Annotated in this window: 11 protein-coding genes and 1 tRNA gene; 7 read left to right on the top strand and 5 right to left on the bottom strand. The window is 48.4% G+C overall.

All coding sequences use genetic code 11. The features are described from left to right. Together SYN8016DRAFT_RS08530 and SYN8016DRAFT_RS08535 are read right to left on the bottom strand one after the other, a co-directional pair. A partial coding sequence (locus SYN8016DRAFT_RS08530; protein WP_006853957.1) for an iron uptake porin occupies window positions 1–641 on the bottom strand: 641 nt, incomplete at its 3' end. A 438-nt stretch (window positions 642–1,079) separates the two neighbouring features. Beyond that, on the bottom strand, window positions 1,080–2,765 hold the full coding sequence (locus tag SYN8016DRAFT_RS08535) for an iron uptake porin (protein ID WP_006853958.1): 1,686 nt from the start codon (window positions 2,763–2,765) through the stop codon (window positions 1,080–1,082). Between the two features lie 816 nt (window positions 2,766–3,581). On the opposite strand from SYN8016DRAFT_RS08535, the gene SYN8016DRAFT_RS08540 reads away from it, so the two are divergent. The 3 genes from SYN8016DRAFT_RS08540 (at window position 3,582) to SYN8016DRAFT_RS08550 (ending at window position 7,034) form a co-directional block, all read left to right on the top strand. Next, window positions 3,582–4,253, top strand: coding sequence for a hypothetical protein (locus SYN8016DRAFT_RS08540; protein WP_006853960.1), 672 nt, complete (start codon window positions 3,582–3,584; stop codon window positions 4,251–4,253). Between the two features lie 169 nt (window positions 4,254–4,422). Continuing rightward, window positions 4,423–4,932, top strand: a complete 510-nt coding sequence (locus SYN8016DRAFT_RS14270) for a hypothetical protein (protein ID WP_141561454.1) — start codon at window positions 4,423–4,425, stop codon at window positions 4,930–4,932. Beyond that, entirely contained in the window at window positions 4,908–7,034 is a 2,127-nt protein-coding gene (locus SYN8016DRAFT_RS08550) for a glycosyltransferase family 39 protein (RefSeq protein ID WP_006853962.1), read from the top strand. The genes SYN8016DRAFT_RS14270 and SYN8016DRAFT_RS08550 overlap by 25 nt, the downstream gene beginning before the upstream one ends. On the opposite strand, the gene SYN8016DRAFT_RS08555 is transcribed toward SYN8016DRAFT_RS08550, so the two are convergent. After that, a complete protein-coding gene (locus tag SYN8016DRAFT_RS08555; RefSeq protein WP_006853963.1) occupies window positions 7,015–7,716 on the bottom strand; it encodes a hypothetical protein in 702 nt (233 codons plus the stop codon). The genes SYN8016DRAFT_RS08550 and SYN8016DRAFT_RS08555 overlap by 20 nt on opposite strands. 73 nt (window positions 7,717–7,789) lie before the next feature. On the opposite strand from SYN8016DRAFT_RS08555, the gene SYN8016DRAFT_RS08560 reads away from it, so the two are divergent. Further along, a complete protein-coding gene (locus tag SYN8016DRAFT_RS08560; RefSeq protein ID WP_006853964.1) occupies window positions 7,790–9,406 on the top strand; it encodes a DUF2079 domain-containing protein in 1,617 nt (538 codons plus the stop codon). Window positions 9,407–9,858: 452 nt separating this feature from the next. Here the strand turns inward: SYN8016DRAFT_RS08560 and psbD are convergent, their stop codons facing one another. Continuing rightward, window positions 9,859–10,914: a photosystem II D2 protein (photosystem q(a) protein) gene (psbD, locus tag SYN8016DRAFT_RS08565; protein WP_006853965.1), complete on the bottom strand. Its 1,056-nt coding sequence runs from the start codon at window positions 10,912–10,914 to the stop codon at window positions 9,859–9,861. Window positions 10,915–11,071: 157 nt separating this feature from the next. Here psbD and SYN8016DRAFT_RS08570 point away from each other — a divergent pair, with 157 nt between their 5' ends. The 3 genes from SYN8016DRAFT_RS08570 to SYN8016DRAFT_RS08580 all read left to right on the top strand — a co-directional run bounded on the left by SYN8016DRAFT_RS08570 (window position 11,072) and on the right by SYN8016DRAFT_RS08580 (window position 12,129). Beyond that, a complete protein-coding gene (locus tag SYN8016DRAFT_RS08570) occupies window positions 11,072–11,335 on the top strand; it encodes a hypothetical protein (protein ID WP_038014205.1) in 264 nt (87 codons plus the stop codon). A gap of 6 nt (window positions 11,336–11,341) precedes the next feature. After that, window positions 11,342–12,022: an ABC transporter ATP-binding protein gene (locus SYN8016DRAFT_RS08575; RefSeq protein ID WP_006853967.1), complete on the top strand. Its 681-nt coding sequence runs from the start codon at window positions 11,342–11,344 to the stop codon at window positions 12,020–12,022. A 35-nt stretch (window positions 12,023–12,057) separates the two neighbouring features. Continuing rightward, window positions 12,058–12,129: transfer RNA gene (locus SYN8016DRAFT_RS08580), tRNA-Asn, on the top strand. Window positions 12,130–12,131: 2 nt separating this feature from the next. Here SYN8016DRAFT_RS08580 and SYN8016DRAFT_RS15360 read toward each other — a convergent pair. Beyond that, window positions 12,132–12,338: a hypothetical protein gene (locus SYN8016DRAFT_RS15360; RefSeq protein WP_038014207.1), complete on the bottom strand. Its 207-nt coding sequence runs from the start codon at window positions 12,336–12,338 to the stop codon at window positions 12,132–12,134. Between the last annotated feature and the right edge of the window lie 45 nt (window positions 12,339–12,383).

The raw sequence follows: 12,383 nt of genomic DNA on the forward strand, positions 1-12,383 counted from the left end.
TTACCGAAGTTCCCGGCACGGAGCATGGTGCGGAAAAGATCCTTACCGGTAAAGCTCGTGTCGAGAGTTATCTGGAGGTCGTAGTTGAAACTCACAGCACCAGACTGAGCGGCAGCAGCAGCAGCACGCTTCGCACCATTGAGCTGATCAGCGTTACCACCGAAGCTGTTAGCACCGATCACGAAGGTGGCTTGACCCTTCAGCTTGGTGGTGGTGGAGAACTGAGTTGCTTCCAGTTCGCCAACGCGAGCTTCCAAACCGTCAACACGGCCCTTGAGGATGGCGAGTTCTTTTTCGAACTCTTTCATCAAGCGCTTGAGCTCGTCGGTCACTTCAGTGACGCGGTCGAGACAAGCGTTCAACAGAGCAGCCGCTTCAAAGCGGGTCATCGCCCTGTTACCGCGGTAGGTGCCGTTGGGGTAACCAGCCACACAGCCGTAGCGCTCGATCAGGTTGCTAAGAGCCTGATAAGCCCAATCGGTTGGGTAAACGTCGGAAAACTGAGTGATGCTGGTGACTTGCTCGCCAGTGGCAGCGTAGTCAGACACACCGTTGATGTTCAGCTCAGTGGCATTCGCGGCCACAGGAGCCAAAAGGCCCAGGGCGGCTGGGGCCACCAGCAGTTGATGGAAAAGTTTCATTTTCGGTCCTCACACCAAAAAATTGAGGTATCGAGACGCATGGCGTCGTGTGTAATTTGATACCAAGTGGCAGGGAAGCCCATTCCTTGCGTACCAGACGAGGGAATGGCACACCGTCATGCATCCCTGGCTTCATTGATCCATGAAGCGCTTCACTCTCCAATCCCAGCCTTAAAAAAAGACACCTTGCACACGCTCAGCAGACAGCACGAGTGCATGACAGTTGATCAATTGACCCAAGAGGCAAGAGCAGACCTGCTTGTCGAAATTCGATAAAAGCAATGTCAAGAGAACAAGCGCATTTCAAATCGAAACGGCAATTACTCAACAATCAGAAAATAAAAAGCCCCCTGGAGGACTAAATGTCATCCAGGGGGCGATTAATGATTTAGATCTGTTGAATAAGTGCTCTAGATGAGCGCTTATTCAAGTAAGGGATCAGAACTTGAAGGTGGTCTTCAGGAGACCGCCGAAGTTGTTGAAGGTGTCGTTAGAACGATCGCCACCAACAACGTTTCCACGGCCATCAGTCAGATCGCCATAGGGACGGCTGAGGTAGTAGATCGCTGGAGTCACAGAGATGTTGTCTGTAACTTGGAACTGGTACCACCACTCCCAAGCGTAGTTGCCGTCAGCAACGAAGTCAGAGAAGCCTGCGTCTTCTGCAGCATCTCTGTAGTCGATGCCAGTAACAAACGTGGGTTGACCAACGGCCATACCCAGAGTGTTGCCCTTAATGAAGGCATCAGCCCACTGAAGACCCACGTACCAAGACTGAGTATCAACAGACCGGTAAATATTGGAGTCATCATTTGTGATGCTGTTGAAGCCGTAACCAGCACTAACGCTAGGAATCCAACCAGCTTCTTCAGGAGACCACCAAGCACTCAGGCCGAAGGAGGAATTGTTACCATCTCCGGTTGCAAGAACCGCAAGAGGTGTTCCATTTCCGCCGTAAAGAGTGCCAGCGTTTTGAGAGGTGTAGTTGTAAGCAGCAGCTAAACCCCAGTTTTCAGGTGCGTAAGCAATCTGAACGGTACCGTTTGAACCAGCTCCGTCAGTAGCAATACCACCAGCATTTGGATCTGACAGGAAACCGTTTGTGCTCAGGTAATTAGCACTAACGCTGAAATCATCAGATTCCCAAGAGATACCAGCACCTTGGCCTAGGCCGAGGTTGTAAGTCGCAGGTGCACCGGCGTAGGTGAAGAAGTCGAGAACGGTGTCAGCAGGATATGCACTTGGCCATACAGCCAGCATGTCGTCCTGACGAACAAGTCCACCAACGGTTGCGGTGAAGCTGTCACCAATGGGGAACTGATACCAAAGGCGGTTTACAGCAACGCTGTTTGCACCAGAGGGCTCTTCAAAGGCAGTTTCAAGACCAGTCAAACCGACATACTCACCGCCACCGAAGGCAGAGTTGCCGAAGTTACCTGCACGCAACATGGTGCGCAGCAAATCCTTTCCGGTGAAGCTTGTATCTAGGAAGAGACGCAGGTCATAGTTGAAGGACGTAGCTCCTGAAGTTGCAGCAGCTGCAGTGGCACGCTTGGTACCGATGCCCCCATCAGTAAAGCCAAAGGCATCTGTAGAAGGTGTTCCAAGGAAAAGATCGGCAGCACCTTGCTCGGCATTACCACCGAAGCTGTTAGCACCGATCACGAAGGTGGCTTGTCCCTTCAGTTTGGTGGTGGTGGAGAACTGAGTGGCTTCCAGTTCGCCAACGCGAGCTTCCAAACCGTCAACACGGCCCTTGAGGATGGCGAGTTCCTTTTCGAACTCTTTCATCAGGCGCTTCAGCTCGTCGGTCACTTCGGTGACGCGGTCAAGACAAGCGTTCAACAGAGCAGCCGCTTCATAGCGGGTCATGGCCCTGTTACCGCGATAGGTGCCGTTGGGGTAACCAGCCACACAGCCGTAGCGCTCGATCAGGTTACTAAGAGCCTGATAAGCCCAGTCGGTTGGGTAAACGTCGGAAAACTGAGTGATGCTGGTGACTTGCTCGCCAGTGGCGGCGTAGTCAGAAACACCGTTGATGTTCAGCTCAGTGGCATTCGCGGCCACAGGAGCCAAAAGGCCCAGGGCGGCTGGGGCCACCAGCAGTTGATGGAAAAGTTTCATTTTCGGTCCTCACACCAAAAAATTGAGGTATCGAGACGCATGGCGTCCTGTACAAATTACGTACAGCAATATTCAACGCAATTATCGCTGTGACAGAAAAGACCCTGGATTGCATCAAAGGGCACATTAAGACCAGTTTAAGTAGCACTTGATACTAAATTTGCCAGATGTGTATCACCACAAACATATACGCCAAAGCTCGCAATATTGAGCACATTGAGCCACTGCATACACGTCACTCTCCACAACACCTGGCCCATGACTTGCTTTTCCAGAGCTACTACATCATGGAGTCAAAAGAGTGGCTCCAATCACAGAGAATCCACCAAAGACTGAGAGGCAATCTCCTCACAAAACCTTGACTGGCAGCCACGCCAATCCGAATCACCGGCATAACGACAAAAAGCAGACTTTATTCAAATCCCCACAGCAGAGTGATTAGAATTTAATTTGACTAGAAAGCTTCAAATAACAAGCTGACTCCAATTTACATTTCCTCAAAAAAGCAACTAAAAAGCACAAGCGCAACAATAATTTATCAGCTTTACTGCGATTTCTGTTAAGACCAGTAGGTTTTAGAAGGCCAGAATTGCAGAGGACTTGATAATATAGACGGATTAAAACCGCTAGAGACAACTTTCTTCTGTGGGGTGTCCAATAAAGTTACGTCAAGATCTCGACCAATAAATGCTTATCCAACAATGACACCCCCTCAAAACCGACCCATATCACCTTTTAAAAAAGCATCAACAGCAGAAAGCGCCTGAGCAAGCCAATTAATAGCCAATACAGTCGTGACGTAATAATGGAGCTGAGATGGACAGCCAAATGGTTCAAACAAAGCTCAGCAATCTCCGCAAGGCATTAAGCATTGCAGTACTTCCCGGTCTTCTGGTGTACGTCTTGGCAATCAGCCTTAGCGCATTGGCAGGAATCAAGGGAATTCTGGTCATCAGAGATCTGGCTCAAACTTGCGACTCTCTGCTTGGAGTTGGTCTGATATCAAACCTGGGCTACCTTCTCTGGATTGCAACAGCAGCAATCGCGCTCTTTAGCGCATACGCCACGCCAACACACAACCAGCACAAATTAAAGAAGATGCTGCTTTGCGGGGGCTGGTTTTCATTCATACTTTGTATAGATGATATGTTCTTGCTACACGACAGATACATTGGTCAAACTTTCCTGTATGTAGTTTATGCGATATTTGCATTTCTCATTGTTTTCAAGTTCCGAGATCAGCTGGTAAAGAATGGTGGAGAGGTGTTCATCCTGGCAGCCACTCTATTGGCTTTGTCGGTGCTTACCGATAAATTTCAACGCGATATTGTCGACATAACACCTATAAATTATGCGTCACTACAGCTTTTCGAAGAAGGAGTTAAATTCCTCGGAATCACTACATGGCTATATTTTTGGTGGTCAGCTTCTGCACGGTTTATCAAAAATAGCATCAATCCCCAAAGTCAAGAGACCAAGCTTACTTGACCAGTCTTCCCTCTTCCGCACATTCAGACGAACCATGTCCAAGAGAAAATTCCTGAAGCTTCGAAAGAATTTAGACATAAGGCCAATTTACTTGTTGATAATTATATACACATTAATAAAATGGCTCCCTTTTGGAATATTCGGATGGATTCAAAATGAGGATGGCTTGATGGAGTGGAGCAGTGTCGCACTACTCTGCTTCTCAGCGTTCAATACAATAAACATCCTGAAACAATCTCATCTTTCATTAACAGAACGACTGGTTTGGATTTTTTATACAGTATTTTTTGTGATTTTCATTGCCGAAGAAATTAGCTGGGGGGAACGTCTACATGGCTACGGAATCGAGTCTATACAAGCAATTAACACTCAAGGGGAAACTAATCTCCATAACATTGGAGCTTTTCAGCTCAAAGGATTTCTCCATCTTGGCTGGGCGGCCTTAGGGCTCCTACTGGGACTCGGATCGTGGATCATCAAAAACTCACCTCTTTTCCCTGACAAAAAACTCTCTCTTTACTTCCTCATACCAGCAATCTGGTATATAAGTTTTGAATTTTGCAGAGAGGATGGTATTTGCCCAATTACGGTGGCAAATCACCAAGAGATCTACGAGTTCTTAATCGCTATCGGACTTTTCCTGCACACACGTTTATGGCGTCGCCGAAAAACTTGTTAAAATCAGTCAAAAACTACATAAAACACCCATTCAGTAATTGGCTCTGGTGGGGTGCGCTACTGCTGATCTGGCTACTGAGCACTTGGTTCGACAGAGCCTGGTTGTTTCATGATCAGAGACTTCCCTCCTGGGATCAAGCGGAATATCTCAGCAGTGCCTTGGAACACGGAAGGGGACTAGGACTTCTACCCCCTAGAGAATGGAATGGATGGCAAGCACTTCTGGACTTGTCTCCAAAAATCCCCCCCCTATCGGCACTCATCAGCGGAAGCATGATGGCTTTCACAGGAGAAGCCGCAGACGAAGCGAGCTGGGTCTTAAGTCTTTGGCATGGGTTACTACTGATAATTGTGGCCCAGTGGGGTCGTGCTCTGGGTGGCACGAAGCTTGGTCTACTTGCCGCAATATTGCTGGCCTTGTCTCCAGCGATGGCGGAACACAGGGTTGAATTTAGCCTCGATCTTGCTGTAGCAACAAGCAGTAGTCTTGCGCTCTGGCTTCTGTTTCTCTGGCAAAGCAATTCTCCAGAGGGAGGAACTTGGAAACAGGCCTTTGCCGCAGCAGTCTCAATCGGAGGAGCATTGCTTATCAAGCAGAGCTCATTACTCGTTCTAGCGATGCCGTCGCTTTGGGCGGCCTGGCAGGCGTTTTCGATCAAGAAGCGACGAAGTCAAACCATCGCAGGGATCTCGGTGGTTATCTCCATGTTGTTGCCATGGCTTCATCACAATTGGATCACAACCATTGGAGGAACACAGCGGGCTGTATTGGTCTCAGGAGCAGAGGAGGGGGATCCCGGAATCCTCAATCTGCAGAGCTGGATCTGGTATCCAAAGCTTATGCCGAACCAACTAGGTGTACTGGTATTGACACTTGGGCTGGCGGGATTAGGCCTATTAGCATGGAAAAACAAAACTAGATTAACAAGAGAATTCAAACATCCGGTTTTAAACCTTGCTGATGGCTGGCCTTGGGTGATTGGAGTGACTCTTAGTGGCTGGATCTGCATAACACTAAGTCCAAACAAAGACGCAAGATATATCGCTCCAGTGCTTCCATTGCTCATATTAATCCTTGCAAAAGGGTGGCTAGTATTAATTAATTTTGCTAGCCAAAAAGCCGGCAAAAGAAACAGCTTGATTGCTTTTTGCTCCATTCTCGTATTATCAGCAACACTAAGCATCAAACAGCGCTGGAGCGATATTGATAAAAAGGCAGGCTCACCTGCCATTCATGCTTTAAACAGCATTAATAAAAGAGTGAAAGGATTGCCAACGACTGTGTTCATAACATCCAGTGATCGCAACCTCAACGAGCAAACCTTGAGCTATCTCGGCCAAATCAATGGGCGTGACATCCAAGCTCGTCGTCTAGGCAGAAGTCCTGGACAAAAAGATATGGCATTGGATCAATCAAACTGGTGGATTCTTGCAACGGGTGATCAAGGGACATCGCGAAAATCCGCCAGAAAACTTGGCCGGAAGGTACGCAAAGACCCGAGATTTGAATTAATAGAGTCTTGGGGGTGGACTGAAGGTCGCGAGGTTGAACTATGGAAACGCAAAGATTCAGCAGAAAAGCCAACAACATTTGACTACCGATTTATATCACTAGCACGCAGCCTCGAATCTGGGCCAGGAAGTCTAGATTCAATTTTCAAAGAAATAGAAGTGCAACATCTTCTTGATCCAGATTTTAAATATCAAGATCGAGTTAAATCTTGGGCGCTGAAAAAACTAAAAGAGAATAACCATAATCCAGACGCACTTTGGAGTCTTGCCCTTTTAGGAGTGCTACAAAACAGGCCAGAAAATGCTGCCAGATGGTTCACACAACTTGAAGCGTTAGATGCAGAAGAAAACTGGGCGAGAGCCTATCACCTTGTTGTACTTCTTGCTGACTGGAAATCATGCAAAGCTGCATGGCTAGCAGATACTTACCTAAAAGAATCAAAAGGCAGAGAGAAAATAAATTTACTGGTTGCACTTCGCGATCTATCTAGAACCACTTGTTTCGACCCAAGAGGGCCAATAGGTCTCAAAAACAGCATCATCCCGGCCATCAAAAGCGTTGAAAATCAAATCAACGGCGAGAAGAATTAGGCAAACGTCCTGATGTTAACAAGGACTTAGCATGACCAAAACAATGCAGAAACAATCCAAGAGACATCAATAATTCTATAGCTTCTTGATCATTCCTTATACGATCACCAAGCGTAATCCAAGACAGGTCCCAATAAGCATAAAAAGCAGCCACAAATAAAAAGAATAGGCTGAAGCGCTTAGCAGGGAATGCGTCAATTGAGGGGAAGAATCGCCAACCGAACCATCCAAAAAATAATCCCGAAGCGATATATGAAAAATGAAGATAATTTTGAACACCTTCTAAATTATGCAAGTTTGATTCACCCTGAGCATTCATGTCTCGCAACGCACCAATACCAAATCCGGTCAAGCGCTCTGCCCAGCTAATCTCCTCACCCGCTACGTAAAGACAAAAAATTGCAATCAAAACCCACCAAAACAATTGAAGAGGATGACTCGTTATTCTTCCCTTCCAAATAACAACTAAAGCGGAAATACCGGCAAAAAAATAACCTAGAAATTGTAACCATTCAACCAGACCATCTTCTCCCTTACGCCAAGCATCAAAAGCCCCAAAAGGAAGAAAGTAAATGACCCCATATAAAAGCAAAAGATAGACAAGAGGGAACACATCAACCTTTGGAGACAGATCGCCCCAAGGGGTTCGAATGATGCGAGGGCTCGATACGTGGTCGATCAAGGCTTAAGCAAGGGTTGGAGATGATGCAAGAGTAGGCGCACAAGCAACCTCTTCGCTTGCTAGGCCATTTGTAATGCAGAGGATCTCTCCCCAAAAGCAAGCTGCTTTAGCCGCAGTGATTTTTGCCGTTGTCGCAATCACACTCCAGTGGTGGCGACTCATGAGCTTGAACGCAAGCTACGACCAAGGGATATTTTTTCAAATTTTGTGGAACGGGCTCAGCGGTCATCCATTCGAAAGCACGCTTTCATCACAGCTATCCACCAACGTGATCCATAGCGGGGAATTTCCAGCTCTTGGATACCAGCGCCTAAGTCAGCATTTCACTCCCATTTTGGTGACCTGGATCCCACTGATTGGCCTACTTGGCATCTGGGGTTTACCAATCATTCAGGTGGGAATGATTACAGCCGCTGGAATCGTTTTATACAAGCTTGCAGCTCTTGAGCTCAGCCCATCACTATCTGCAAAAATAACATTTTCTTTCTACTTTGCCAATGCCGTCATCGCTCCAACACTTGCAAACTTTACCGATCTCTGCCAACTACCACTGCTTGTATTTGCTCTTCTCTATGGATTGAGAACACACAACAAATTACTAACGCTCATATGCACTGTCTTAATTCCATTAGTCAGAGAAGATACAGGCGTTGTTCTAGCAGGAATTGCTCTTTGGCTAGGAGTAAAACAACCTCAACGCCGGCCCCTCGCTACAGCAATGTTTTTGGTCGGAGTGAGCTGGGTTGTCATTGTTACCAACGTCTTAATGCCGATGTTCGGCGATGACAATGCGCGCAGATTCATGGTTTCCAATTTTGGACAGTTTGCGCCCGGCGTTGATCGTGCCACAAGCCTTGACATCTTGGGCCAGGTATTGCGCCAACCCATCACTTTGCTTCGCGAGCTAGTGAGTCCGCCAGGAGACACTCTGTTGTACCTCGCCGGACAAGGGCTCCCGCTTCTGTTTATCCCATTGATTGCAACTGATGCTTGGCTAATGATGGGATTTCCACTACTGGGCTTACTACTTGCAAAAGGCAGCAATGATCCACTCTCTATCAACATACGATATACATTTTTGGTCGTTCCAGGACTTTTCGGAGGATCAATCTATTGGTGGCGATCTAGAGAAAAGATCTTCTCGTCAAAACGATTTCGACAAATCTGGACTGGATGCATGGTTCTATCCTTACTTTTCGCAATCGCAGGAAACCAAAATCGTAGTTTTTCATTTTTAATCCCCGATAGCATTCAACCTTGGCTTTACAACAACCCTGTTCAGCAGTGGAAGCATGGACAATCTGCACGCGCGTCAATAAAGGAGATCCCGGCTCAAGCATCTGTTAGCGCAAACACCAATCTCGTCCCATGGCTAGCCAATCGCTCTGTGCTTGTAAGATTCCCCCACTCACTTAATTTTCAAGACGAATCCGGCATTCAAAAATCAGTGGACTGGATTGCCGTCGACCTTAAGGATTTAAGCCATTTCGCATCTGCGTTCCCACGAGATCGGAAAATGCTCAACAAGAGCTTATCTAAGTTACAGAAAAACAGAAGCATTTACTCCGTTTATTCAATCAATGATGGCGTTGTCCTAATGCAAAAACATAAATCGCAATCAAAAAAGTTAGAGAAAGAGCTTGACCAGTTAATTATTAATTTGTCAACCCAAAACGATGCCCCTCAATGAATGATTAAATCACTCATTGAGGGGCTCTCGCCGGGTCCGCTCTGTCGCGGAACCGATTGATCTAGGAACTAGACGCCGTAATCAGACGGCCTTCTCCACGATCAGCAGACCCTGAATCAAAGAACTAGAACTCATGGACACCTCCTCCTGAAGGGATAAGTGATCGCCGGCAATGCATTCGGAAGGAAATCAGCGCTAGAAGCACTAAAAAACTGCCACAAAGCTGCGAACTGTACTCACCCATCCTAACTGAATATTCTCCATAGGGCCTCAAAAAATCCATAAGCACGCCCAGAAAGCAACGAAGAGATGAGGGCTTAATCAGTTTTGAGAAACTTTAATGGCCAACTCAGCGACAGTAAGAAAGAGACCTTTAACGAAGACAACAAAAAAGCGCTCAATTAATTGAGCGCTTGAAGTGATCAGAAAAACAATCGAATTTTTCGACTTAATCAGAGAGCGTTTCCACGGGGCAGAACCTCTTCAGGGAAGACGAAGTTTTCGTGCGGCTGGTCAGCCGGTGCCATCCAGGCACGCAGGCCTTCATTCAGAAGAATGTTCTTCGTGTAGAAGGTCTCAAATTCAGGATCCTCAGCAGCGCGGATTTCCTGTGACACGAAGTCATAGGCACGCAAGTTGAGGGCAAGGCCAATGATGCCGATGGAGCTGGTCCACAGGCCCATCACAGGCACAAACAGCATGAAGAAGTGCAGCCAACGCTTGTTGGAGAACGCAATTCCGAAGATTTGGCTCCAGAAACGGTTGGCGGTGACCATGGAATAGGTCTCTTCTTCTTGGGTGGGTTCGAACGCCTTAAAGGTGTTCGACTGTTCACCATCCTCAAAAAGAGTGTTTTCCACGGTTGCGCCGTGAATAGCGCAAAGCAGTGCACCGCCAAGAATGCCGGCCACTCCCATCATGTGGAAAGGATTCAGGGTCCAGTTATGGAAGCCCTGGAGGAACAACAGGAAGCGGAAAATTGCAGCCACACCAAAGGAGGGTGCAAAGAACCAGCTGCTCTGTCCCAAGGGGTACATCAGGAAGACACTGACGAACACCGCAATCGGACCGGAGAAGGCGATGGCGTTGTAAGGACGAATGCCGACCAAACGAGCAATTTCGAACTGACGCAGCATGAAGCCGATCAGTGCAAAGGCGCCGTGGAGAGCAACGAAAGCCCAAAGGCCTCCGAGCTGACACCAGCGGACGAAGTCACCCTGGGCTTCTGGGCCCCAGAGCAAGAGAAGGCTGTGACCCATCGCATCAGCGGGGGTGGACACAGCAGCGGTGAGAAAGTTGCAACCCTCGAGGTACGACGACGCAATGCCGTGGGTGTACCAGGAAGTTACAAAGGTGGTTCCCGTTAACCAGCCACCAATCGAAAGGTAGGCCGTGGGAAGAAGGAGAATGCCGGACCAGCCGACAAACACAAATCGGTCGCGTTTGAGCCAGTCATCGAGGACGTCGAACCATCCCCGCTGCGGCATGCGACCTGCAGCGATCGTCATGAGAGAGCTTCATGAAGCTTTACGTTTGTGAGCCTAGAGGCCTTGGCTCTTTTTGCAGGGGCTACACAGCCGAGAAACCCATAGATGAGTGAAAATACTCAAGCCTCCGTTTCCAGCTCCTAGTGAGGAGAATGGAATCACAAACACTCTTTTATCTGTGTACGTCGTCGAATTAGCTCTTCGCATGAGCCCGATGCCTATCTCTGTTCAACGCAAGGAATCGGGAGATGCCGAATCTGTGTATCAGCAGGTTCGGCAAGCCCTTGAGCAGGGACAGCCACGCTTGCTTGAAATGACCTGCGAAAAAGTAGAAGGCAAACGACTCAGCGTTCTAACGAGCGACGTTTTAGCGGTTCGGATTTACGAGAAGACAGCAGCATCCGGGGGGAGCAAACGCCCAGGCTTTTCACTCGACAGCTAAATCCCTGTGGGAACGGACACCAACGAGCGGGTTCTTCAGTTTGAAAGCGTGAGTTTTTGCTGGCCCTCTGGCACCCACGCTCTGGACCGCTGCAGCTTCAGCGTTCCAGGGCCAGGCCTTTGGATGCTTGTAGGGAGCAACGGCAGCGGAAAGAGCACTCTCTTTCGCATGATCGGAGGATTGATCCAACCTCAGTCAGGACGAATGGACTGCAACGTCCAAACAGCCTTGGTGTTCCAAAATCCCGACCATCAACTGCTACTTCCCAGTTGCGGCAGCGATCTTCTCCTTAACCTTCCCCCCACGCTTACCCCGGCCCTCAAACGAAAGCGGATCGCCCACCTGCTCGAACAGGTTGGGCTCGCCGGTATGGCTGGCCGGCAAATTCACACCTTGAGTGGAGGCCAAAAACAGCGCCTAGCGATTGCTGGTGCTCTAGCCAGCGAAGCCAAACTTCTGCTGCTTGATGAGCCCACAGCCCTTTTAGACCCATCCAGCCAAAGCTCGGTCCTGGCAACCGTTCAACAGCTTTGTCACCGCTCACTCAATCCACTCACAGCTCTTTGGATCACGCATCGACTGGATGAACTGGACCATGCTGACGGCGCAGCACTGATGGAAAAGGGCAGGATTGGTCCCTGGGGAAAAGGCCTCGCCTTACGCCGCACACTCAAGGCACTTGCCTAAGTCAGGGCCTGGCAGTTAAGGTCTCCTGGTCTCAATCCTCGGTAGCTCAGCGGTAGAGCGGTCGACTGTTAATCGATTGGTCGCAGGTTCGAATCCCGCCCGGGGAGTTTCAAACCAATGTCATCACCTTCACGGTGGTGACATTTTTTTGTCTAGGTAGCAATGGTTTTTCTTCATTCAGAAAAAAACTGCCACCCAACGTCCTCCAAATCAGAAGATTTCCTGTAGAGCCGCAGGCGTCAATCTCCGCGTTACTCCAGCAAAACCCAGTCAGGCATTCATTTTCCAGGGGCACGCCAACCATGAAGGCAAGCACCGGAATTCTGCAGAAACTGGTTGATCTTGAGAGAATTACTCCTTA

The organism is Synechococcus sp. WH 8016, from assembly GCF_000230675.1.
Classification (GTDB): domain Bacteria; phylum Cyanobacteriota; class Cyanobacteriia; order PCC-6307; family Cyanobiaceae; genus Synechococcus_C.

Bases quoted from the DNA above. Each gene is read 5' to 3' on its own strand.
- SYN8016DRAFT_RS08535 (WP_006853958.1), bottom strand. From the start codon at position 2,765: ATGAAACTTTTCCATCAACTGCTGGTGGCCCCAGCCGCCCTGGGCCTT.
- SYN8016DRAFT_RS08550 (WP_006853962.1), top strand. From the start codon at position 4,908: ATGGCGTCGCCGAAAAACTTGTTAAAATCAGTCAAAAACTACATAAAA.
- SYN8016DRAFT_RS08560 (WP_006853964.1), top strand. From the start codon at position 7,790: ATGCAGAGGATCTCTCCCCAAAAGCAAGCTGCTTTAGCCGCAGTGATT.
- psbD (WP_006853965.1), bottom strand. From the start codon at position 10,914: ATGACGATCGCTGCAGGTCGCATGCCGCAGCGGGGATGGTTCGACGTC.
- SYN8016DRAFT_RS14270 (WP_141561454.1), top strand. From the start codon at position 4,423: ATGGAGTGGAGCAGTGTCGCACTACTCTGCTTCTCAGCGTTCAATACA.
- SYN8016DRAFT_RS08540 (WP_006853960.1), top strand. From the start codon at position 3,582: ATGGACAGCCAAATGGTTCAAACAAAGCTCAGCAATCTCCGCAAGGCA.